Origin of the sequence: Aeromonas sp. 6P (assembly GCF_051919525.1) — a bacterium.
Classification (GTDB): domain Bacteria; phylum Pseudomonadota; class Gammaproteobacteria; order Enterobacterales; family Aeromonadaceae; genus Aeromonas; species Aeromonas veronii.
Genome location: NZ_JBQBEO010000002.1, coordinates 1087194 through 1110815 on the forward strand (window position 1 = coordinate 1087194; position 23622 = coordinate 1110815).

At 61.3% G+C, this 23622-nt stretch carries 17 protein-coding genes and 1 pseudogene; 7 read left to right on the plus strand and 11 right to left on the minus strand.

Features of this window, described 5'->3' with window-relative positions:
- Positions 1–169: 169 nt before the first annotated feature.
- The 4 genes from cadC to pdxY all read left to right on the plus strand — a co-directional run bounded on the left by cadC (position 170) and on the right by pdxY (position 7007).
- The gene (gene cadC, locus ACTG2J_RS05310) at positions 170–1726 is read left to right on the plus strand and encodes a lysine decarboxylation/transport transcriptional activator CadC (protein ID WP_439997260.1); all 1557 of its coding nucleotides are present in this window, start codon (positions 170–172) and stop codon (positions 1724–1726) included.
- A 782-nt stretch (positions 1727–2508) separates the two neighbouring features.
- Entirely contained in the window at positions 2509–3843 is a 1335-nt protein-coding gene (cadB, locus tag ACTG2J_RS05315; RefSeq protein WP_042079861.1) for a cadaverine/lysine antiporter, read from the plus strand.
- A gap of 77 nt (positions 3844–3920) precedes the next feature.
- Positions 3921–6053: a lysine decarboxylase CadA gene (locus tag ACTG2J_RS05320; protein WP_201983905.1), complete on the plus strand. Its 2133-nt coding sequence runs from the start codon at positions 3921–3923 to the stop codon at positions 6051–6053.
- A 93-nt stretch (positions 6054–6146) separates the two neighbouring features.
- Positions 6147–7007, plus strand: coding sequence for a pyridoxal kinase PdxY (gene pdxY / locus ACTG2J_RS05325; protein ID WP_201989760.1), 861 nt, complete (start codon positions 6147–6149; stop codon positions 7005–7007).
- A gap of 76 nt (positions 7008–7083) precedes the next feature.
- Here pdxY and ACTG2J_RS05330 read toward each other — a convergent pair whose 3' ends face one another.
- Positions 7084–7527, minus strand: coding sequence for a PliI family lysozyme inhibitor of I-type lysozyme (locus ACTG2J_RS05330; protein WP_201943266.1), 444 nt, complete (start codon positions 7525–7527; stop codon positions 7084–7086).
- A 58-nt stretch (positions 7528–7585) separates the two neighbouring features.
- A complete protein-coding gene (locus ACTG2J_RS05335; protein WP_257687150.1) occupies positions 7586–9619 on the minus strand; it encodes a M13 family metallopeptidase in 2034 nt (677 codons plus the stop codon).
- 180 nt (positions 9620–9799) lie between these two features.
- Between ACTG2J_RS05335 and tilS the strand changes: the two are divergent.
- Positions 9800–11157 (plus strand): annotated as a pseudogene (gene tilS, locus ACTG2J_RS05340) (tRNA lysidine(34) synthetase TilS).
- An 89-nt stretch (positions 11158–11246) separates the two neighbouring features.
- Here tilS and ACTG2J_RS05345 read toward each other — a convergent pair.
- Positions 11247–12149: a GGDEF domain-containing protein gene (locus ACTG2J_RS05345; RefSeq protein WP_257687148.1), complete on the minus strand. Its 903-nt coding sequence runs from the start codon at positions 12147–12149 to the stop codon at positions 11247–11249.
- 118 nt (positions 12150–12267) lie between these two features.
- Between ACTG2J_RS05345 and ACTG2J_RS05350 the strand changes: the two genes are divergently transcribed.
- Positions 12268–14220 carry a monovalent cation:proton antiporter family protein gene (locus ACTG2J_RS05350; RefSeq protein WP_005338473.1) on the plus strand — a complete coding sequence of 651 codons (1953 nt, stop codon included), beginning with the start codon at positions 12268–12270 and terminating at the stop codon, positions 14218–14220.
- A 28-nt stretch (positions 14221–14248) separates the two neighbouring features.
- On the opposite strand, the gene ACTG2J_RS05355 is transcribed toward ACTG2J_RS05350, so the two are convergent.
- From ACTG2J_RS05355 to ACTG2J_RS05370, 4 genes are all read right to left on the minus strand, one after another.
- Positions 14249–15394, minus strand: a complete 1146-nt coding sequence (locus ACTG2J_RS05355; RefSeq protein ID WP_005347843.1) for a patatin-like phospholipase family protein — start codon at positions 15392–15394, stop codon at positions 14249–14251.
- Positions 15395–15506: 112 nt separating this feature from the next.
- A complete protein-coding gene (locus ACTG2J_RS05360) occupies positions 15507–16385 on the minus strand; it encodes an alpha/beta hydrolase (protein ID WP_236287164.1) in 879 nt (292 codons plus the stop codon).
- An 82-nt stretch (positions 16386–16467) separates the two neighbouring features.
- Positions 16468–17064: a TetR/AcrR family transcriptional regulator gene (locus ACTG2J_RS05365; protein ID WP_257687153.1), complete on the minus strand. Its 597-nt coding sequence runs from the start codon at positions 17062–17064 to the stop codon at positions 16468–16470.
- A gap of 113 nt (positions 17065–17177) precedes the next feature.
- On the minus strand, positions 17178–17822 hold the full coding sequence (locus ACTG2J_RS05370) for a response regulator (protein ID WP_005338467.1): 645 nt from the start codon (positions 17820–17822) through the stop codon (positions 17178–17180).
- Between the two features lie 170 nt (positions 17823–17992).
- Between ACTG2J_RS05370 and ACTG2J_RS05375 the strand changes: the two genes are divergently transcribed.
- Positions 17993–18619 carry a glutathione S-transferase N-terminal domain-containing protein gene (locus ACTG2J_RS05375; protein ID WP_257687147.1) on the plus strand — a complete coding sequence of 209 codons (627 nt, stop codon included), beginning with the start codon at positions 17993–17995 and terminating at the stop codon, positions 18617–18619.
- A gap of 75 nt (positions 18620–18694) precedes the next feature.
- Here the strand turns inward: ACTG2J_RS05375 and ACTG2J_RS05380 are convergent, their stop codons facing one another.
- The 4 genes from ACTG2J_RS05380 to ACTG2J_RS05395 all read right to left on the minus strand — a co-directional run bounded on the left by ACTG2J_RS05380 (position 18695) and on the right by ACTG2J_RS05395 (position 23588).
- Entirely contained in the window at positions 18695–20806 is a 2112-nt protein-coding gene (locus ACTG2J_RS05380; protein WP_439997261.1) for an alpha-amylase, read from the minus strand.
- Positions 20807–21034: 228 nt separating this feature from the next.
- The gene (locus ACTG2J_RS05385) at positions 21035–22201 is read right to left on the minus strand and encodes a hypothetical protein (RefSeq protein WP_005338464.1); all 1167 of its coding nucleotides are present in this window, start codon (positions 22199–22201) and stop codon (positions 21035–21037) included.
- The gene (locus ACTG2J_RS05390) at positions 22201–22572 is read right to left on the minus strand and encodes a GtrA family protein (protein ID WP_005338463.1); all 372 of its coding nucleotides are present in this window, start codon (positions 22570–22572) and stop codon (positions 22201–22203) included. Before ACTG2J_RS05390 ends, ACTG2J_RS05385 begins: the two co-directional genes overlap by 1 nt.
- Complete coding sequence (locus ACTG2J_RS05395) at positions 22569–23588, minus strand: glycosyltransferase family 2 protein (protein WP_115521339.1); 1020 nt, start codon at positions 23586–23588, stop codon at positions 22569–22571. The genes ACTG2J_RS05390 and ACTG2J_RS05395 overlap by 4 nt, the downstream gene beginning before the upstream one ends.
- Positions 23589–23622 lie beyond the last annotated feature (34 nt).

Here is a 23622-nt window from a genome sequence, read left to right on the forward strand (position 1 = left end):
GCCCTTCAGACGTAAACAGGATGGCCTGGCCAGACTGACTCTCAGAGATGTGATTGCTTCGGTTCTCTTTTTATCTGTCACCTGTGGTGATAGCGCCTTGTTCCGTTCAGTCAGCCCGGGTTTTGCGTCTCTCTCATCGTGCATTGTCACCATCTGCAGCGAGTGAATCATGAGCGAATCGGTTTTTGAGATCCACGACTGGACCCTGAGCGTTGACGACAACATGTTGTGTCGCCCCGACCGCGAGGTCTACCTCGAACCCAGACTGGTCAATCTGTTGCGGTTTCTGGCCCACAATGCCGGCACCGTGTTTGGCCGCGATGCCCTGATCAACGAGGTGTGGGATGGCGCCGAGGTGACCGATCAGGTGGTGACTCAGTCCATCTTCGAACTGCGCAAGATCCTCAAAGATGGTCGCACCGATGCGACCGACTATATCGTTACCGTGCCCAAGCGCGGCTACAAGTTGGTGGCACCGGTGCGGCCACTACAGGTGGTTTCCGTGGTGATGGCGGACGAGCAGCCCGCGCCCGCGGTCAATACCGCTCTCTCAGGCAACCCGACGCTCTCCGATCTGAGCCCGCCCGCGGCTGAGCAGGATGATGATGATGCACAGCCCAATGTCGCCCCTTTTCCCGCCGGGCCCCTGACCCGCGCCATCTCCACCCATGCCAAGGATGCTCGCAGCCGCTGGAAGATGGTGAGTTTCGATATCTTCGTTGCCATCGTGCTGATCGCCATTGTCAGCATGCTCAGCTACCAGCACACCAGCCCCCAGGTGCATGCCATGCTGGATCCCAATCTGCTGGTGTTCCGCTTTCACTCCGGCATGGATGACAACAACGAGAACGTGCGCCTCGCCGACGGCATTACCCGCGCCCTGATGGGGGAGGTGGCCGTGGCTACGCCGCTGCGGGTGCAGTACGGTGCCACCACTCTGATGGGGGGCATCATGCCCGGCAAGGAGCTGAGTGTGCGGGTCACCCGCCAGCCGCGCGGCACCTATCTCGATCTGGAGTATCGCAATATCAACACCAACCGGGTGCTGTTCAGCCATCAGTACCAGCTCAGTCGCCACAGTGTGCACGGCGTGTTGCAGGCGAGCAGCCAGGATCTGCTGCGCGCCCTCGACCAGCCCGATGCCGAGCCGGGGATGGGCTGGCCGACCGATGATGCCTCCCTGATGGCGATGATGGAGGCGCAGTACTACATCAACAGCCGGGATCCGGTCGCCCTCAAGCGCGGCATCGATCTGCTGGAGCAGGCGCTGATTGCCCATCCGGATCAGCCGCTGCTGCTGGCGGAGCGCTATCTGGCGGGCGAGGCGCTGGCCACCCTGGCGGGTAAATCCGAGAGCGAGCGGCTGCAGGGGATTGGCGCTCATCTCGCCAGCGTGGTGCAAAACAGCGGCGCTCTCCCTGCTCGGGTGTGGGAGGCGTTGACCCTGCAGGCGATCCTCAACGGGCAGCAACAGCAGGCCAACTATCTGCTGGAGAAGGCGGCGAGTCGCGGCCGCTCGGTGCTCTATTACATACTGCAGGGCAAGCTGGCGGAGCTGGATGGCCGCCCCGAGGCGGCGGGGGATGCCTACAGTCAGGCCTTTCTGATGGAGGCGACCGAGCAGACCTATCTGCTCTGCCAGCAGCTCGGTTTCTACAGCAATATGGAGAGCCTCACCCCAGCCCTGTTCAATGCGCTGGGCCAGAGCAAGGTGAAGCTCTTCTAACATCGCAGTTTTGGTTCTCCCTGGGTCGGTGCGGTTGCCGACCTCATCCACAGGCTGCCTTCGGGCGGCCTGTGCGGTTTCTGCTTGTCTCAATCCTGCTTGTTTGCCACCGGGGATAGTCGCTCTGGTGCGGCCCGATTTATCCCCCGCAGCTCCCCACTATCCCCACTATCCCCACTATCCCCACTATCCCCACTTGCCTTTGCCTTGCACGCGGCATTCGCTGCACTCGCGTTTGTTCGGCTTCACGCCGTGTGCAGCTTGTGACATCTGCTCATGGTTGGCGGCGGGATAAGCTGTCTGTCTCGACCCATTTCTCATTGCTTACCGGTTATCGCCGTTGCGCTTTACCTCTGAGTTTGGATTGTGATGAGCCGAGCGAAGGGGAAAGCAGGAGGTGAGCGGCCACTCAGGGTGATGATCAGCAGGGCTTCCAAATGGCCGCAAGGGCAGGGGGGCGTAATGGGAGCTGCTTTATCCCGGGTTTATCTGGTCAAAAATATCAAGACGGCGAGATAAGGGGGTTATCAAGGGGCAGAAATGGGGCGGAAGGATATCAAGGTTTTATCAAGATGGTGGTGTGTCATGATGTCAAGGTGCTGTTTTTAAAGTGTTTTTGTCAAAAATAATGAGGCGGCGAAAAAAGTTGCCTCATATTTTTATCCGTTAGCTGGTCTTTATGTTTTCCGGGGATGAGAGGCCTAGTCTGTGCCCATTCTTTGGCGGGGCGTTCCGCCAAATGTGTATGTGACGACCCGACCTTTTATAGAACCGGAGATCTTATGTCCCTAGATACGAGCAAGAAGATTGGCCTTATCGCCTGTACAGGTGTGGTGGCCGGCAACATGATGGGGAGTGGTATTGCGCTGCTGCCTTCGGCACTGGCCACCATCGGCTCCATCTCTGTCTTTAGCTGGGCAATCTGTCTGGTAGGCGCCATGGGCCTCGCCTTTGTCTTCGCCCGCCTGGCTACCAAGAACCCGCAAGAGGGTGGCCCCATTGCTTACGCTGGCGAGATCTCTCCGGTGTTCGGTTTCCAGACTGGTGTGCTTTATTACCACGCCAACTGGATCGGTAACCTGGCCATCGCCATTACCGGTGTCTCCTACCTCTCGGTCTTCTTCCCCATTCTCAACAGCCCAATTCCGGCTGCCGCAGCCACCATCGCTGCCGTCTGGATCTTCACCTTCGTCAACCTGCTTGGCGGTAGCTGGGTAAGCCGACTCTGTACTCTGGGTCTGGTGCTGATCCTGCTGCCGGTTGTCGGTACTGCGGTGATGGGTTGGGGTCATTTTGATGCCACCGTCTACAGCCAGAACTGGAACACCACCAGCGGCAGCGACCTGCATGCGGTCATCAGCGCCGTGCTGATCTGCCTCTGGTCCTTCGTCGGTGTTGAATCTGCCGCCGTCTCTTCCGGCATGGTGAAGAACCCCAAGCGCACCGTACCGCTTGCCACCATGCTGGGTACTGGTATCGCGGGTGTTATCTACATCCTCTCTACCCAGGTGATCAGCGGCATGTTCCCGGCCGGTGAAGTGGCTGCTTCCGGCGCCCCGTTTGCCATGGCCTCTTCCGCCATCTTCGGTAGCTGGTCTGCGCCGTTTGTTTCTGCCTTCACCGCTCTGGCCTGCTTCACCTCGCTCGGTTCCTGGATGATGCTGGTAGGCGAGGCGGGCAAGCGTGCCGCCAACGACGGCAACTTCCCGAAAATCTACGGTGAAGTGGACAAGAACGGCGTGGCCAAGAAGGGTCTGATCCTGGGCTCCCTCAAGATGACTGCCCTGATGATTGGCCTGACCGCCTTCACCTCCCAGTCCGCTCACGCTGCCGATCTCTTCAACGTGCTGACCACAGATGCGGTGCTGCTGACCATGCTGCCCTACTTCTACTCCAGCATTAACCTCATCCGCTTCGAGGGCATGACCTCCCGCAGCATCGGCGCGATGATCTTCTCCGGTGTGGCCTGTGTCTTCTGTCTGGTGGCCCTGATGGGTGCCAAGGGTTCCAACCTTACCGCTACCTTCGTGGTGTCGCTCATCATCCTGATGTTCTACGCCAAAAAACAGGGTCTGCGTCAGCACGACGCCCTGCTGAGCGAACAACCCAGCAACTAATTCCCCCTTTTATCTTCCGAGCGCTCTTCACTCACCATCCCTGATGGAGAGCGCCCCATTACGTGTGGAGCATCAAGATGAATATCATTGCCATCCTCAACCACCTGGGCGTTTTCTTTAAAGAAGAACCCATTCGCCAGCTGCAAGCCTCCCTCGAGCGCAAGGGTTTCGAGGTTGTTTATCCGGTCGACGTCGCTGACCTGCTGAAACTGATTGAGAAGAACCCCCGCGTTTGCGGCGCCATCTTCGACTGGGACAAATACTCGCTGGGCCTGTGCAAGGAGATCCACGATCGCAACGAGAAGCTGCCGATCTTCGCCTTCGCCAACGACCAGTCCACCCTGGATATTCACCTGACCGACCTGCGTCTGAACGTGCACTTCTTCGAGTACCGTCTCGGCATGGCTGACGACATCGCCCTCAAGATGGGTCAGGCCACTCAGGAGTATCAGGACGCCATCCTGCCGCCGTTCACCAAGGCACTGTTCAAGTACGTGGAAGAGGGTAAATACACCTTCTGTACTCCGGGTCACATGGGCGGTACCGCCTTCCAGATGAGCCCGGCCGGCAGCATCTTCTATGACTTCTATGGCCCGAACGCGTTCAAGGCCGACGTCTCCATCTCCATGCCGGAGCTGGGCTCCCTGCTGGATCACTCAGGTCCGCACAAGGAAGCCGAAGAGTACATCGCCCGTACTTTCAACGCCGATCGCTCCTATATCGTTACCAACGGCACCTCCACTGCCAACAAGATCGTCGGCATGTACTCCGCGCCGGCCGGCAGCACAGTGCTGGTTGACCGCAACTGCCACAAGTCGCTCACTCACCTGATGATGATGAACGACGTGACCCCGATCTACTTCCGTCCGACCCGCAACGCCTACGGCATTCTGGGTGGTATCCCGCAGAGCGAATTTAGCCGCGACACCATCGCTGCCAAGGTTGCCGCGACACCGGGTGCCCAGGCTCCCCGTTACGCCGTGGTCACCAATTCCACCTATGATGGCCTGCTCTACAACACCGGCTTCATCAAGGAAGCGCTGGATACTCCTTACATCCACTTCGACAGTGCCTGGGTGCCTTACACCAACTTCAGCCCGATCTATGAAGGCAAGTGCGGCATGAGCGGTGCAGCGATGCCGGGCAAGGTGTTCTACGAAACCCAGTCCACCCACAAGCTGCTGGCGGCCTTCTCCCAGGCCTCGATGATCCACATCAAGGGTGACGTGGAGGAAGAGACCTTCAACGAAGCCTTCATGATGCACACCTCCACCTCGCCGCAGTACGGCATCGTGGCATCTACCGAGATCTCTGCCGCCATGATGCGTGGCAACACCGGCAAGCGTCTGATCAAGGACTCCATCGATCGCGCCATCTCCTTCCGCAAAGAGATCAAGCGTCTGCGTGATCAGAGCGAAGGCTGGTTCTTCGACGTATGGCAGCCGGACAACATCGACACCGTCGAGTGCTGGAAGCTGGATCCGAAAGATGACTGGCACGGCTTCAAGGACATCGATGACAACCACATGTACCTGGATCCGATCAAGGTCACCCTGCTGACCCCGGGTATGGGTCGTGACGGCCAACTGCTGGAGAAGGGCATTCCTGCTTCACTGGTCTCCAAGTTCCTGGACGAGCGCGGCATCGTGGTCGAGAAGACCGGCCCCTACAACATGCTGTTCCTCTTCTCCATCGGTATCGATCAGTCCAAGGCGATGCAGCTGCTGCGTGCCCTGACCGAGTTCAAGCGTGGTTACGACCTGAACCTGACCATCAAGAGCATACTGCCGAGCCTCTATCGTGAAGACCCGAGCTTCTACGAAGGTATGCGTATCCAGGAGCTGGCGCAGCGCATTCACGAGCTGACCAGCAAGTACCGTCTGCCGGAGCTGATGTTCAAGGCGTTCGACGTACTGCCGGAGATGAAGATGACTCCGCACGCTGCATGGCAGCAAGAGCTGGCCGGCAACGTGGTGGAAGTGCCGCTGCGTGACATGGTTGACCGCATCAGCGCCAACATGATCCTGCCGTACCCGCCGGGAGTACCGCTGGTTCTGCCGGGCGAGATGGTGACCCAGGATTCTCTGCCGGTGCTCGAGTTCCTCGAGATGCTGTGCGAGATCGGTGCCCACTACCCGGGCTTCGAGACCGACATCCACGGCCTCTATCGTCAGGCCGATGGCAGCTACACCGTCAAGGTGCTGCGTTAATCGACAGTGACAACAGTCGAAAGTGACAACAACGGGCCGCAAGGCCCGTTTTTCCCTCCGGAATTCCTGTTCTTATTGCGTGAGTCGCCAACCATGAAGCGAGTGCTCTCCATTCAATCCCACGTAGTCTTTGGCTGTGCCGGCAACAGCGCCGCCGTTTTTCCCATGCGTCGCCTCGGGATCGAGGTGTGGCCGATGAACACGGTGCAGTTCTCCAACCACACCCAATACCGCGAAGGCTGGCAGGGGATGGTGATGCCCGGCGGCCATATCCGTCAGCTGGTAAACGGCCTGGCGGAGATCGGCGTGCTGGCCGAGTGCGATGCGATCTTGAGCGGCTACCTCGGCTCGGCCGAACAGGGGGAGGAGATCCTGGCGGCGGTGGCCCGGCTCAAGGCGATCAATCCGGCCGCCCTCTATTTTTGTGACCCCGTGATGGGTCACCCCGACAAGGGGTGCATAGTGGCACCCGGCGTTGCCGATTTCTTGAAACATCGGGCACTGGCCTGCGCCGATATGCTGGCCCCCAATCTGCTGGAGCTGGAACAGCTCACCGGCCGCGATATCCGCAATGTGCCGGAGGCCATCGAGGCGTGCCAGCAGCTGCGCGCGCAAGGGGTCAAGCTGGTGATGGTCAAGCATCTGGGCAAGGCCGGCTTTGCCATGGACCGCTTCGAGATGCTGCTGGTGTGCGAGGAGGGAACCTTTCATCTCTCTCGCCCACTCTACCCTTTTGCCCGCCACCCCATCGGGGTGGGGGATCTGCTGAGCGCCACCATGCTGGCCAATCTGCTGGCCGGTTGTACCCCGGTAGCTGCGTTCGAGCTTACCAACGCCAGCGTGGATGCCGTGCTGGCTCGCACCTGGCTGGCGGGAGCCTACGAGCTGCAACTGGTGGCGGCCCAGCACGAGATGGCGCTGCCGCAGGTCTCCATTCGGGCGACCCGCCTCTGAGCTGGTTACGCCAACAGCAGAAACAACAAAGCCCTGATCATCAGGGCTTTTTATATTTCAGATTCGGGGAGAGGGCTTAGTCTTGCGGGCTTTTGAGCGCCTTGACCACATCCTCTTTGGGCTCCAGCTCCTTGACCTGATTGAAGATCTCCAGCTCCCCTTGCGGACTGACGGTGTAGGCATCGGCATCCTGATAGCTGCCGCTGCCGGCGCTCTCGATGATGACCACCAGCTCGGGCTGTTTGTCGCCATTCAAATCGACCAGTTTCAGCTCCCGGATAAAGCCGTTACGAGCCATCACCTTGCCATCCTGAAACTCATCCAGTGGAAACTGGGCGTTCTGACCCGAATAGAGTCGCACGTCATAGCTGCCGATGGAGGCGGGCTCACCCACCCCCTGCGCCACCCGGATCACCTGCCCGGAGGGGAGGGTCAGTTGCTTGCTAAATCCCTCTTCGGCTTGTGCTTGCGCCGCCAGCGGCAGGGCCAGCAGTCCTGCCATCATCAATGCTCTGTTCATCTTGCAACCTCTTGCTGTCTCTTGAGTGCAGGCTCCCGGGGAGCCCGCCGTGATGTTGCTACCAGATCTTCACCCGCTTCTGGGGCGGCAGATAGAGCTTGTCCCCCGGCTGGATGTTGAATGCCTCGTAGAAGGCGGGAATGTTCGGCACTACGCCGTTGACCCGGTACTCGGGGGGCGAGTGGGGGTCGGAGCGCAGCAGCATCTGCATCAGCTCGGGACGATACATCCCTTTCCACACCTGCGCCCAGCCGAGGAAGAAGCGCTGTTCGCCGGTGAAGCCATCCAGCACCGGCGCCTCCTTGCCATCCAGCGACAGCTCGTAGGCTTTGTGGGCGATGGTGAGGCCGCCCAGATCGCCGATGTTCTCCCCCAGGGTAAACTGGCCGTTGACGAACTGGCCGTTGATGGGCTCGAAGCGGTTGTACTGGGCCACTAGGCGGCTGGTGCGGAAGCGGAACTCCTTGAGATCTTGCGGCGTCCACCAGTCGCGCATCATGCCGTCGCCGTCGGATTTGGCCCCCTGATCATCAAAACCGTGGCCCATCTCGTGGCCGATCACCCCGCCGATGGCGCCGTAGTTGACCGCATCATCCGCCGTCATGTCGAAGAAGGGGGGCTGCAAAATGGCCGCCGGGAAGACGATCTCGTTGTTGCTCGGGTTGTAGTAGGCGTTCACCGTCTGCGGCGACATGTGCCACTCGTCCCGGTCCACCGGCTTGCCGAGGCGCGCCAGACTGTCTGCGTATTCAAAGGCTTGCGAGCGTTGCAGGTTGCCCACCAGATCATCCGGTTTGATGGTGATGGCGCTGTAATCCTTCCACTTGTCGGGGTAGCCGATCTTGGGGCGGAACTTGGCCAGCTTCTCGAGTGCCTGCGCCTTGGTCTCGGGCGACATCCAGTCGAGCTCCTTGATGCTCTGACCGTAGGCGGTGCGCAGGTTCTCAACCAGCTGCTCCATCCGCTCCTTTGCTGCTGGCGGGAAGTAGCGGGCCACATAGAGCTGGCCGACTGCTTCACCCAGATGATCGTTCAGCACCCCGAGTGCCCGCTCCCAGCTGGCGCGCTGCTTGGGCGTGCCGCTCAATGTGGTGCCGTAGAAGGCAAAGTTGGCGCGGTCGGTCTCGCTGTCGAGATAGGGGGCGTAGTCGGTCAGCAGTTGCCACTTGAGGTAGGCCTGCCAGTCGGCGATGGGGGTCTGGGCCATCACCTGATCCAGCGCGCTCAGATAGGTCGGCTGACCGATGATGAGCTCCGGCTGGCCAGCGATGCCCGCGGCATTGAGATAAGCCTGCCAGTCGAGATGGGGGGCGAGCCGTGCCAGTTCGCTGACGGGGCGCTTGTTGTAGTTCTTCTCCCGATCCCGCAGCGCGACGTTGTCCCACTGGATGGTGGCGAGCCGGGTTTCGAGGGCCAGAATCCGCTTGGCCTTGCCGCTCGGGTCAGACTCTCCGAGGCGGCTCAGCATGGCGGCGATGTGCTGCTGGTACTTCTGGCGCAGGGCCTGGCTGTCGGGATCCTGCTTGAGGTAGTAGTCCCGATCCGGCAGCCCCAGTCCACCTTGATAGAGGTAGACCGCATAGCGGTCGGGGGACTTGGCATCGGCGTCGATCCAGATGCCGAACGGTGCGCCGCCGCCCATGCGGCCCGACTGGGCAAAGGCGCGGGCCAGCGCAGCCTGATCACCGATCCGGTCGATATCGGCCAGCGCCGGTGCCAGCGGGGTGAGCCCCTTGGCGTCACGGCCTGCCTGATCCAGATAGCTGGCGTAGAGATCGCGGATCTGCTGGGTCGGCGTGTCGGTGGCTGCCTCCTGCTTGGCCAGCTCCTCGACCAGCACCCGTACATCGGCGAGGGATTTGTCCCGCAGCATGTAGAAGGCGCCATCGGCGGGACGATCGTCGGGGATCTTGGCGGTGGCGAGCCACTTGCCATTGACGTAGCGGAAGAAGTCATCGCCGGGTTTGACCTGGGTGTCCATATTGGCCAGCGCCAGCCCGGAGTGTTTGGGGGCGTCTTGCGGTGCCTGACTGCAGCCAGCCAGCAGGGCCAGTCCAATCAGGCCAGCCAGTAAGCTTTTCTTATTGTTCATCTTGTTTGATTCCAATTCGGGTTGTTTGCTTCCCTGCCCATCTTCCTTGCTCCAACCGGTTGTGCGACCGCCTTGCGGTCAGCCTGGTGGAGAGGGCGGGCGAGCCTCACTCTAGCAGCAGGGTTGCAGCTTGATAAGCCCGACTCTGCTAAGATCGGCCGGTCCGTTTTGGGGAAGCCTATGATTTCTCATCTTTATTCTCGCTTTTGTCTGACTATGCCAGCGCCGGAAGGTTCCACCGGTCTGCTGGTGGCCTTCAGTGGCGGCCTCGACTCCACCCTGCTGCTGGTGCTGGCGGCGCAGTATGCCCGCCAGCACAGCCTGCCGCTTCGCGCCCTGCACGTGCACCACGGCCTCAGTCCCCATGCCGATGAGTGGGTCGCTCATTGTGAAGCTGTGTGTCAGCAATTGGCGGTGGAGCTGCTGGTCGAGCGGGTGACCCTGATCCGCGGCAATGGCGAGAGTCTGGAGGCGCAGGCCCGCACCGCCCGTTACCAGCGACTGACAGCTAGGATGCGGGAGGGGGAGTGGCTGCTCACCGCCCACCATCAGGACGATCAGCTGGAGACCCTGCTGCTGGCCCTCAAGCGCGGCGCCGGTCTGCGTGGACTGGCGGGGATCCTGCCAAGCCAGCCCTTTGCTGGCGGTCTGCTGCTGCGGCCGCTGCTCGATATGAGTCGTGCCGAGCTGGCCGAGGCGGCGGCGAGCCTCCCCTTTGGCTGGGTGGAGGATGAGAGCAATCAGGACGTGAGTTATGACCGCAACTTTTTGCGCCAGACGCTTATCCCCCAGCTCAAGGCGCGCTGGCCCGCCATGGCCCAGACCGCGGCGCGCAGCATGGCTCTGTGCGCCGAGCAGGAGGCGCTGCTGGATGAACTGGCAGAGAGTGACTGGCAGCTGGCGGGCGAGGGGGAGGCGCTCCATATCGGCCCGCTGCACGCCCTTTCACCCACCCGGCGCAACAACCTGCTGCGCTACTGGATCCGCCGTCAGGGGGGGAGATGCCATCCCGTGAGCAGCTTGCCCGGCTCTGGCAGGAGGTAGCGCTGGCGCGCGGCGATGCCAATCCCCAGCTCAACTGGGGGCGCCAGAGCTGCCGCCGTTTTCAGGAGCGGCTCTATCTGGTGAGCCCTGATCTGCAACCTTGCCATCAGGTATTGCCGTTGACCGTGGGTGAGCCGCTGACCCTGCCGGACGGGTTGGGTGAGCTGGTGGTGCGCATTGCGGAGCACGGCGAGGATCGGCTGCGTTCCCCCCGAGCGGATAAGCCTCTCTCGGTGCGTTTTCAGGTGGCGCCCGGGATCCCCCTCAAACCGGTGGGGCGAAGCGGCAGTCGGCGGATGAAGAAGCTGCTGCAGGAGTATGGCGTGCCTTCGTGGCAGCGGGGGCGCATCCCCATCCTCTACTATGGCGAGCAGGTAGCGGCGGTGGTGGGGCTCTTTGTCTGCGACGGTTTTATGGCGCAGGGGGCCGGGCTGGTCTGTCACTGGCAGGGGGGCGGTGCAGCTCCGGTTTTGCCCGAGCAGGATCTTGCCTGAGGTGATCTCGGTGTGAGGGGGGATTAGCCCCAAAAAAAGAAGCTCCGGTCACATGGCGCGCATGTGCCGGAGCAAAGAAGAGTTCGGGATTATTCGTTAGGGCTGGCCTTGCCGGCTTTTTTGCGGGCGTAGAGGTGACTGTCGGCCGCCTCGTAGAGGCTCGGCACATCGACCCCGGATTGCCAGCTGGCGGCGCCAAGGCTGCATCCGACCGAGAAGGTGCTGAGCTCCTTGTTGGTCATCAACATATGCTGCAGTCGCAGCCAGACCGGGCGCCACGCCTCGGGTTCGGCCGGTTGCAGCAGCAGGGCAAATTCATCTCCCCCGAGCCGGAAGGCTTGATCCGTGCTGCGGATACACCCCTTGAGCAGCTGGGCGAAGCGGCTCAGCACCAGATCCCCCACCGGATGGCCCCAGGTGTCATTGATCTGCTTGAAGCGATCGAGATCCAGCAGCACCAGCACCAGACCGTGGGGCTCTCGGCTGTGCTGCTCGATGGCGCGGCCGATGGCCTCGTCAAAGTAGGAGCGGTTGCCAAGGCCGGTCAGGTGATCGAGCCGGACCAGCTGATCCAGTTTTTCCAGCCGCAGATAGAGGGGGAGCAGCAGGCAGAGCAGCTGATGGTATTGCATCAGTGCCCGTTGCTGACTGCCGCTCAGCGGATGTTCCAGCTCGTAGTGAAGTTGGCCGAGCAGCTGGCCGTGCTGGCCGCGCAGCTCGAACGGATAGTTGTGCAGGTTGAGGGTGGCCAGCGGCGGGTGCTGGATCAGCACATGGGGCTGGCCACAATCGAGGTAGAGACCGTGGATCCTGACAATTCTTGCCGCACGATCGGCAAAAGTTGTCAGCAGACCGCCGAGATCGCTCTGCCCCAACAACTGCTCGAGCAACTGGTTGCGTTCAACGCTGGGCAACGGCGTGAGCCGCTCCATCTGGCGAACCCACTGCTCGATGCCATGGCTAAAGCCATTAAGTGACGACGTATTTTCCATGGTCTTCCACCTGTAACACCTGACTACTGTCTCCTCCCTGCAATTGGCATGCCCAATATATCTTTCCTGCCCGCCAGATCGGCTGACTAAGCTTAAGTCGATAAAAGGAGAGGAAAATTTGTACACCGATCTGTTGATCCTGCTGTTCGCCGCCGTCCTGCTGGTGGCAACTTTCCGGCGCCTCGGCTTGCCGGTCATCCTCGCCTACCTGATTGCCGGCGTCTTGCTCGGCCCCCACGGGCTGGCGGTGATCACCGGCCAGTCGATCATGCAGACCATTGCCGAGCTGGGGATCGTCTTTCTGATGTTCTCGCTGGGGCTGGAGTTCTCCCTGCCGAAATTACTGGCGATGCGTCGGTTGGTGCTGGGGGTGGGGATGTTGCAGGTGCTGCTCACGTCACTGCTCTTCTTCGCCATCGGCTGGTGGTGGGGGCTGGGTCTGGCCCAGTCGCTGGTGGTGGCGGGAACGTTGGCACTCTCCTCCACGGCTGTGGTGATCAAGCAGCTCGGCGAGCAGAAGCAGCTCCACACCCGCCGCGCCCAGCTGGGGGTGAGCGTGCTGCTGTTTCAGGATCTGGCGGTGGTGCCCCTGCTGGTGATGATCCCGATCCTCGCCCAGCCGGAAGTGCAAGGGAGCGCCCTGGCCGCCGAGATCGCCTGGGCCACCCTCAAGGGGCTGTTTGCCCTCTTCACTCTGCTGGCGGTCGGTAAGTGGTTGCTGCCGCTGCTGTTTCACGAGGTGGCGCGGGCCCGCTCCGACGAGCTTTTTGTGCTGAGCGCCCTGCTGGTGGCGCTGCTGGCCGCCTACATGACCCATTCGCTGGGGCTGTCGATGGCGCTGGGGGCGTTTCTGGCGGGGATGATGCTGGGGGAGTCCCACTACCGTCATCAGCTTGAGGTAGACATCAAGCCCTTTCGCGATGTGCTGATGGGGCTCTTCTTTATCACCATCGGCATGGCCATGGAGTGGGAGCTGGTGGCGCGGGCTTGGTGGCAGGTACTGATCTGCGTGGTGTTGCTGGTGCTGTGCAAATCCCTACTGGTGCTGCTGGCCGGGCGGCTGATGGGGGAGCGAAAGCGCGACAGCATGGCCGCCGGCATCATGCTCAGTCAGGTGGGGGAGTTCGGCTTCGTGCTGCTGGCGCTGGCGCTCCACCACGGCTTGCTGGATCAGCAACTGGTCTCCCTGCTGATCGGCATCGGCATCATCTCCATCGCCATGACCCCCTGGCTGGTGACCCAGGCCCATTCGCTGGCCCGCAGCCTGACCGATCCGGCGCTGCTGACCCGCTCCGAGGTGGCCCAGTCGGGCCTGAGCAAAAACCAGCATGTCATCATCGCCGGGTTTGGCCGGGCCGGGCAGACCTGTGCCCGTTTCCTCAAAATCGAAGAGATCCCCTTTCTGGCCCTCGATCTCGACCCCGAGCGGGTGAGCGAGGCCAAGCTGGCGGGGGAGCAGGTGGCCTTCGGCGATGCCAGCCGCCGCGATATTCTGCTGGCTGCCGGGCTGCTGCGGGCACGGCTGGTGATCATCACCTTCGATGATCGCAAGCGGGTGGAGGCGATGCTGGCACTGATCCGCGAACTGGCGGGGGATCTCAAGGTGCTGGTGCGTACCCGGGATGACAGTTTTCTGGAGCAGTACAAGCAGGCGGGGGCGTTTGAGGTGATCCCCGAATCCCAGGAAGGGGCCCTGATGCTGGTCTCCCACCTGCTGCTCAACTGCGATATCCCAATTGGCCGGGTGATCCGTCGGATGGAGCTGGAGCGCAGCAGCCAGTATCGCTTCCTGCACGGCTTCTACTGGGGGGATCAAAGCGCCAGCAATCTGGAGGCAGATCAGCTGCTTGAACGCCTCCATCCGTTGTTGTTGCACGATCAGGCGTGGGCGGTAGGCCGTGAAGTGCGCGAGTTGCCGCTTGATGAGGTGCGGATCAAGGAGGTACAGCGCGGGGATCAGAGTCTGGAGCCCAGACCCGAGCTGGTGCTGGCGGCTGGGGATCGGCTGATCCTGTTTGGTACCGTGGTGGCGATGGAGCAGGCGGAGCAGCGTTTGCTGGAGGGGCGCTGAGTCCCCTCGCACTCATCGGCCGCCCCCTTTACTCCCGCTCTTTTGGTAGCCCTTCGATATCGAGGAAGGCGACGACGCGCTCCCGCTCCCTCAGGGTGTCCTGATAGCCCAGCTTGATCAGCTGCTGACAATAACCCGGATAGAACATCAAAAAGCTGGCCAGACTGCTGGTCTCATCCCCCTTCACACCCAGCACCCGCAACAGGCGGCGCAACTTTAGCGGCAGTTTGCGCAGGTAGGCCAGTGCGATGGTGTCGAGATCCTGACTCGGTTTTAGCACGCAGGTCTCCACCCGCTTCAGCTTGAGGCGATTGCGCTCCCGCTCAGGGATCAGATCCAGAGTCTGGTTGATGCGCCACAGCCGCTCCAGATCGGAGTTGAGAGTGTCGGTAAAGACGGTATCGAGCAGATGGCTGGCGATATTGGAGCTGGTGAGATGACCGTGGTGATGGGTCGGCGCCGAGTGGGCTGGCGGATCCAGGGTGATCAGCAGGATCCGCTCCGCACCCAGATGGATGGCGGGGCTGAGCGGGCTCAGCTGGTGGATGGATCCGTCGCCGTAGAACTTCTCGCCGATCCGGGTGGCCGGAAAGACGAAGGGCAATGCCGAGGAGGCGAGCAGGTGCTCAGATGTAAGCACGGTGCGTACCCCGCGCCGTCTGGCTCGCTCCCAAGGATGGTGGTCGGCTCGCCCTTGAAAGAAGGTTGTGGAGAGGCCGTCATCGTAATCCGATGCCGTGATGGCCAGCGCCTCCAGACTGCCGTAGAGGATGTTGTCATCGATGCGGTGATAGTCGATGAGCTGATCCAGCAGGCGGTGCAGCGGCGCGTTGTCAAAGAGGTGAAAGGCGTGGTTGGTGTGGGGATTGATCAGCCCTGCCGACCCTTCGTACATCAACCGCCACAGCAGGCGCCCCGGGTGAAAATCGAAGATGTGGTGAGTCTCGAAACGGCGCCAGACCCACTCCAGCTTGCGCACCCCCAGATGGAAGCAGGAGGCGTAGCAGGCGAGCGCGGTGACATTGATAGCCCCCGCCGAGGTGCCACACAGGATGGGAAAAGGGATGCCGAGATTGCGCGGGTAGAGCTCCGCAATCGCCTTGAGGGCGCCGACCTGATAGGCGGCGCGAGCACCGCCACCGGTGAGCAACAACGCTGTATTGGGTCTGGCCATATGCTGGCGCCTTATCGTGTTCTGACAAGAATGTTCCCACTGACAAGTTAACTATAAGGCGCTGTATCAAATATAAAAACGGGCGTTCGCCCGTTTTTTTCATGGCCCCGTGTCAAAGGGCGCGGTGAGGATTTTCCGGTCGCGCCAGCTGATCGAAGGCGGCGAATACCGGGGCGCTGGCGAGGATGCGACCGTGGCCCAGTCCCCGGGTGCTCACCAGCCGGGTATGACCATCCTGACTGGCCCTCAAGGAATCGCCGTGCGGGGCAAATCTGTCCTCCTCGTCGTGCACGATTATCGCCGCGCCGCTGCGACTGGCGAGGCGACCCAGTGGATCGACCGTGCTCAAGGGGTGCTGGTACTCCTGCTCAATCTCCTTGACCACCGCATCGAACAACCGGATGGAGTAGCCGGAGCGCGCCACCATGCCGTAGAGCTGGGGCACATAGTCGAGCACCGGCGAAATCAACAGCAGCGGCAGGGTATCGATACCCGCCTGACGGCTGGAGAGGGTGACGGCGCCTCCCATGCTGTGGGCGATGACCCCGTGCAGCGGGCCTACTTCGCTGGCCAGCTTGGTCGCCAGCTCGTCGAAGGCGCGCACGAAACGGGGCAGGTGGCCTGTGTTGCCTGCGCTCTGGCCGTGGGCCGGATGATCGTAGGCAATGGCGGTGAAACCCTGCGCAGCGATATGGCTCATCAGCGGATAGAACTGGCTGGCGCTGCCGGACCAGCCGTGCATCAGCAGCCACAGCGGCCCCTGACCTAGCCGATAGCTCATCAATACCCCTTCGCTGGTATGGACGGCCTGCTTCACCAGACCGGCTGGTTCGTGGCCACCGCGCTGGTTGCGTTGGGGGGTGAGCAGCAACTTGCTGGCGGTGCGCTTGGCATGGGTGGGGGCGAGTCTGTGGTGCAACCGGGTGCCGATCCCCAGCAGCCATTTGCTCGGGCTGAAGCGGCGGGTGTTGAAGTAGATCTTGCTGCTCATGGTCATCCTGTGGTTTTTATGTGCGAACGGTCGTGCTTTTTTGTTGGTTTTTAAAAATTAGTGTTGAACGGATGCCAAAACATCAGCGCCAGCTGGCGAGCAGAGCATCCACCTCGGGCCAGAAGTGGCGGGCCGGATCCTGACACAGTTCGAGATCGTTGAACACCTGATCCGCCAGATAGAGGCCATAGAGGCGGTAAACGGCGCGCCAGGGATCCATCTCCTGTCGCCACTCGCCTGCGGCCTGACCCTGCACTACCTGACGGGCCAGATAGTCGAGCCAGAAGCGCACCAGTTGCCGGGCGGCTTGCTGCACAGGGCTCTTTTGCTCATGGCCATCCTGCACCGAGGTCCAGGCGTCGAGGAACATGCAGCGTCCGGCGAAGCAGTGGTTCCAAGCCTGCCAGGCACGCAGCAGGGCGATCAGCTTGTCGTGCTGGCTATGGTGCTCCTGCTGGCGTACCGGCTGGATCACCCGCAGCCGGAACACCTCGGCGGCGTACTCCAGCACGGCGATCTGCAGATTGTCGCGGGATTGAAAGTGGGCAAACAGGCCGCTTTTCGACATCTCGCAGGCGCTGGCCAGCGAGCCTATGGTCAGGCTCTCCAGCCCTTGCTGGCTCGCCTGCTCGAAGGCAGTCTGCAAAATGTTTTCCCGGGTCAGGCGCCCCTTGCTCATCATTATCTCCTCGTTGGCGCTGGCAGCATAAAGTACGATCGTGCTAATTGTCGAGCAACAAATAGCCAACATGGCTGGCTATGTCGTCTCGCGCGAGTCACTGCGCGCGGGTTTCAGCTCTCCTTGATATCGAGCTGTTGCAGGGCGATAACCGCCTGAGTGCGGTTCTTGACGCCCAGTTTTCTGAAGATGGCGGTGATATGGGCCTTGATGGTGGCCTCGGAGACGTTGAGCTCCCAAGCGATCTGTTTGTTGAGGCTGCCATCGCGCAGCATGATCAGTACCTTGTATTGCTGGGGGGTGAGGCTGGCCAGCTTGCTGGCGAAATCGGGGCCATCTTCCGATTCGGGATGGAGCGAGATGCCTTCCGGCACCCAGTTATCCCCCCCGATCACCGTATTGAGGGCGTTGACCAGCTCCTTCATCGGTACCGACTTGGGAATAAAGCCGAGCGCCCCAAGCCGCAATACCTGCTGGATGATGGCCGCATCTTCCGAGGCGGAGACCACCACGATGGGCAGGTCGGGATACTGGCCGCGCAGGTGGGCCAGCCCCTCGAATCCATTGGCTCCCGGCATCTTGAGATCGAGCAGCAACAGGTCAACTTCGGGGTGCTCGCCGAGCAGGCTGGTCAGGCTGTCGATGGAGTCCGCTTCCAGCAATTGAGCGTCGTTGATGGCCATGTGCACCGCTTGGTAAAGGGCGCCCCGAAACAGGGGGTGGTCATCTGCGATGACGATGGTAAATTGGCTGTCCATATTTCGGTTAATGGCTCACATTGTTGCTAACTGATTGTTTTGAAAAATCAAACTAGCATCGCTCACCAAGAGGGTCAAACCCGCCGGTGCGCAAATGTGAAGCGACCATCGGATGTTTTGCCATCAGGGCAGATCGGCCGGTCGCAGGCAACTCATGCAGGAGGCAACAAATGGGTTCCTTGGTATTGGCGGTGGGCACCGGCTCCACCTGGGCGATGCGGGCTGCACTGGTGCTCGCCATGAGCGGGCTGACGTGGCAGGAGCAGGTGTTCGATCTGGAGGATGCCAAGTCGCTGGCCCGGCTCAAGCGGCTGGCACCGGCCGGTCTGGTGCCCTGGCTCGAACACAACGGCGTGCGGGTTCACGACTCGCTGGCCATCGCCGAATATGTTCACGAGCTCTGTCCCGACCGCCAGCTCTATCCTGTTTCGCTGGCCGAGCGGGCGCTGGCTCGCAGTCTCTGCGCCGAGTTACACGCGGGATTTCGGCAGATCCGTTCTCTGCTCCCCTTCTTTCTTGCGGCGCCAACCCGTATCGATCCCCCGGTGGAGGCGGTCGGCGAGCTGGCTCGCTTGCAGGGGAGCTGGTCGCAGGCGCGGGGCCCCTTCTACTTTGGCGAGGCGGGCATTGTCGATGCCTTCTATGCGGTGATGGCCTATCGGTTGGCCAGCTATGGCATCCAGTTGCCCGGTCAGGCCGGAGCCTATCAGCAGGCGCTGCTCTCTTGGCCCCTGTGGCAGGAGACTCTGCTCAAGGCGCGGTTGCAGTGGCCGGTGGCGGCGCGCCAGTCACAGTGAGCCTTGGCAGATAGATAAACGAGAGAGGGGAGCCAGTGGCTCCCCTCTCTGTTGCTGGTGAATGTGGCTCAAGAGTTACTTCTGCCGACCGGCAAAGACCACCACCACCTTGTCATCCCCCTTCTCCCGCACGAAGGCGTAGGGGGCATCCGAGAGTTTCTGGTGACTGCCTGCCGCAATGGCCGGATGGGCGTCGCGGAACTGGCCCAGTTGCTGCCAGTGCTTGACCAGCTCAGCCTTGTCTCCGCTGGCCAGCTCCTGCCAGTTCATGTCCGAGCGCAACGCCTGATCGAACACCCCTCCATCCTTGGCCAGCCCCCGGCCGGACTCGTCGCCGTAGTAGAGCTGGATGCCGCCCGGCAGCAGCATAAAGCTGTTGGCGACCCGGCGCTGTAGCGGCACATCCTGATAGTCGCCAAAGAACAGCTTGGTGTCGTGGGAGCTGATGTAGCTCAACACGTTGAACTCGGGATCCTGATTGATGCGACTGGCGTAGCTGGCATAGGTGGGCTCGGCGCTGGCCATGCACTGGGCCTGTGACAGTGCGAACTCGCGCTGATAGTCGAAGTTGATCAGGGAGTCGAAACCGTTCTGATACCAGAAATCCTTGGCTACCCCGTGATCCCACACCTCACCCACCATGTAGAAGGGCAGATCGTCGAGGGCCTTGCCCGGGTTGGCTGTCTTCCACTCCTTGAGCGCAGCGGTGCCCGCCTGCTTGAGCTTGGCCCACACTTCGGGCTCCAGATGCTTGACGGTGTCGGCGCGGAAGCCGTCGATGCCAAAGCGGCGCACCCAGTCGGTGTGCCAGGCGATCAGGTAGTCGCTCACGGTGGCGTTGGGCAGCGCCTTGGCCTTGGTATCTTTTTTTGCCGCCAGCAACGGCGGCAGCCCTACCGGTTTGGTCGATTCGGTGAGAAAGTCCGGCAGCCCCGCCACCGAGCCGGTCACATCGTCGGTGCCTGGCTGTGGGTAGTCGGGCAGACCGGCGCGCACCCAGTCACCACTCCACCACTTGTTCCACGCGGGTGATTGATAGTCGATGAACTGGTTGTAGCCATGCCAGTTGAGACCGCCGCTCGGGCGCCACTGGTTCCAGACGGTCGGCAGTTTGCTGCTGTTCTGAGTTAGCTCGGTGAGCCCCAGATCTTGCAAGTCGGCGAGGGTAGCGTAACCGGCGTGGTTCATCACCACGTCGAGGATGATCCGCATGCCGCGCTTGTGGGCCTCGTCCACCAGGGTTTTCAGGCTCTCTTCATTGCCGTAGTTGGGGTCAATCTTGGTGAAGTCGAGCGCCCAGTAGCCGTGGTAGGCGTAGAAGGGGAAGTTGCCCTGCTCGCCACCGCCGATAAAGCCGTGCACCTGCTCCACCATGGGGGTGATCCAGATGGCGTTCATGCCGAGGCTCTTGATGTAGTCGAGCTTCTCGGTCAGCCCCTTGAAGTCACCGCCGTGCCAGGTGGCTACCTCATCCTGACCATCCTTCTGGCGGCCGAAGCTGTGGTCGTTGGCGGGGTCGCCGTTGTGGAAGCGATCGGTCAGCAGGAAATAGACGCTCGCCTGATCCCAGCTGAACGGTGCTGGCTTGGCCGCCTTGACCGGTTCGAGCAGCAGCAGGCCACCGCTCTCTTTGCTCGGGGTCAGGGTCAGCTTGCCCTGTTTGACCACCGCCTCCTGTTTCGAGTAGGCATCCCTCAGTCGGGTACCCTCGGGCCAGACCCCTTTGAGCGACACAGTGACCGGGCCGCCATCCCAGCTGATGCAGGGCTCTTCTGGTGGCTGGCGCTTGAACTCGCTCTTCTTGGTCGCCCGCAGCACCTTGAGGCTGGGGGTATCCGGGTTGAAGGTGAACTGATACTCCCCGGCCAGCATCACCCGAAGGGTAAAGCTCTGATCCTTGCTGCATTTGTCCATGGGCTGGGCGGTGCCGAAGGGGAGCGGCTTGCTCTCGCTCGGGCCAAAGCTGGTACCGCAACTGTTGTCTGCGTCGCTGATGCGGATCTGGTGGCTCCCCTTAGCGAGCGTGTGGGTCAGCTCCACCATGCCCTTATCCAGCGCGATCGGGGTCGCGACCGGTTGACCATCCACATAGAGGTGAACCTCGGGGGCGGCCATCGCCTGTGGGGTGAACAGAGGGGCGGCCAGCAGGGCGAGCCAGAGAGGGGATAAGTGATGAGCACGACGCATAAGCCATTCCTTGAGCAGGGCAGTTCGGACAAGGGACCATTCTAGGAGCAGCAAAGCGCGCCTTGGATCGGCAAAATGCCGATTTGTGACTTCAGTTCAAATGGTTACGTTTTCAAGCCGAGGAAAGTGTGACGGAGAGGAGATGGGACGCTCTGTCGATAAAAATAGCGGCCATAAAAAATGCCGGTCAGGTGACCGGCATTTGGTGTGTCAGGCATCGTCGTCACATCAGACGGTGAAGAACTTGAAGTTGACGAAGGCCACCGCGATGAAGGAGGCAACCATGCCGCTGATGCAGAGCACAGCAGGGCGGATGGCTGGCCAGCGATGGGTCAGCAGAATGATGGCCAGCAGGGTCGGGTAGAGCCCGAACATGTAGCGTGGCATGGCGTTGAGGCCGGTCATCAGCGGGATGGTGCAGCAGATGAACATCAGGGTCGCTTCCGCCCAGCGCTTCTGACTGAACAGGTAACCGTTCAGGCACCAGCCGAAGATCACCATGATGGAGAGGTAAGCCTTGCGGCCGCCCAGCTCGAAACCGCTCAGCCACCAGTCCAGCGGGCTGTCCATGTAGCGACCCCAGGCCACCTGAATGTGCTTGAAGGCGAAGGCATCGCCGGTCAGGTGATAGAGGTAGACCATGTAGGCAAACAGGCCAAACGGGATCATCCAGAGGGTGAAGACCACCTTGAAGGCTCGCTCGGTAAAGCGGAAAAATTCCCGCCAGCCGTAGGCCTGCAGCGCCAGGATCAGCACCGGGAAGACCATCATCACCCCCAGGTTGCGGGTGGCGGAGATACAGACCCCCAGCACGGCCACCATCAGCCACTGCTCCCGATAGGCGAACAGGAACATCCCCAGCATCAGCGCCATAAAGGTCGACTCGGTATAACCGGAGACGAAGTAGGCGGAGAAGGGGGAGAAGGCGAGCAGCCAGACGCCGAAGCGGGCGGTATCGTCACCCAGCTTGAGCTGCCGCAACACCAGCAGCATCAGCGGCAGGCTGGCGAAGAAGGAGATATTGGTAACAATGATGAGGCCGATCAGGCTCTCGACATTGAACAGGTTGGAGATGGCACCGGAGACCATCGGATAGAGCGGCATAAAGGCCCAGTTGGCCGCATTGCCCTTGCTCAGCCAACGCGGGTAGAGATCGTAGCCGTTCTCGATGATGCGCTGGAACCAGACGCAGTCGAACTGACAATATGCCTGCAGCGGGCCGATGTCGGGGGAACCATAGAGCTGGACACCGAAGTAGCCCATGCCATACAGCGCCACCCGGCTCAGCATGAAGGCAGCGATGATCATCAGCCAGTCACGGCCGCTGATGCGCAGTGACGGGCGATAGGGGAGTGCAGCCCCGGTTAGCGGGGCAGTATTGGTCATATCATTCATCAGGCAAAAACCCAGACGCGAGAGAGAACGTAAGTGAGGACGGTAACGGTCAGGGTGGCGATGACCACCGGCAGCAGACCGGAGAGCCCCGCAAACAGCAGGCCGCTCAGGATCAGGTTACGCACCGCCAGCGAGAAGAGGGCGACCAGCAGAAACTTGCTGGCGGCTCCCTGCTTCTGGAAGGTGATGTAGCGGTGACCAAAGAAGGAGAACCAGAACGCGATGGCAAAAGCCAGCGTGGTAACCAGGTGCTCCGAGATGGTGGGCCAGGTATGAAACAGTGCGATGGAGGTGCCAAGGTCGACGAGGGTAGCCCCCCCGCCGACAAAACCGAAACGTACCAGCCGCCAGAATTCCTCGCGGGAGATCATTGAGGCGCTTGCTCCTGCTGCTCTTGCGGGTTGCTGTCAGCGCTCTGCGGTTTGGCCGCATCCTGCTTGGCATACTGGCCATAGACCCCTTCAATGAGGTAGACCGGGCGCTGTTTCACTTCCACGAACATGCGGCCGATGTACTCGCCGATGATGCCGAGCGACAGCAGCTGGATACCGCCGAGGAACAGCACTACAGACATCAGGGAGGCGTAACCGGGCACGTCGATGCCGAAGAAGACCACTTGGGTCACGATCTTGAGGATGTAGAGGAAGGCGACGAAGGAGACGCCGACACCCACATAGCTCCAGACCCGCAGCGGCCAGCTGGAGAAGCTGAGCAGACCGTCGAGGGCGAAGTTCCACAGTTTCCAGTAGTTGAATTTGGTTTCACCGGCGTGACGGGCCGGGCGCTCGTAGGGGACGCCAACGGCACGGAAACCGGCCCAGGCAAACAGCCCCTTCATAAAGCGGTTGCGCTCGGGCAGCAGCTTGATCGCCTCGACCACGCGACGGTCGATCAGGCGGAAGTCACCGGCGTTCTCCGGCAGCTTGGTGCTGGTGGAGAGGGCGTTGAAGAAGCGGTAGAAGCCACCGGCAGTCACGCGCTTCATCGGGGTATCGGCGCTGCGATCGACGCGGATGCCGTAGACGGTGTCATAGTCACCGGTCTGCCACAGTTTTACGAACTCCAGGATCAGGGCGGGCGGGTCTTGCAGATCCACGTCCATCGGTACGATGGCATCCCCTTTGGCTTGATGCAGACCGGCGGTCAGGGCCGCTTCTTTACCGAAGTTGCGTGCCAGGTTGACCAGGGTTACGCGCGGATCGCGGGCGATGGCCTGCTCGACCACTTCACGGGTGCGGTCACGGCTGCCATCGTTGACGAATACAATTTCAAGCTGGTCTTTCAGCGGGGCCAGTTCGTTGTCTATCGCGTTGATGAAGGCATCGATGCTCTCTTCCTCGTTGTAAACGGGAACGACCAGAGAGAGTCGAAAATCTGGATGCGACATAAGAACGTCCTTATTTGGGATAGTTGTTTTTATA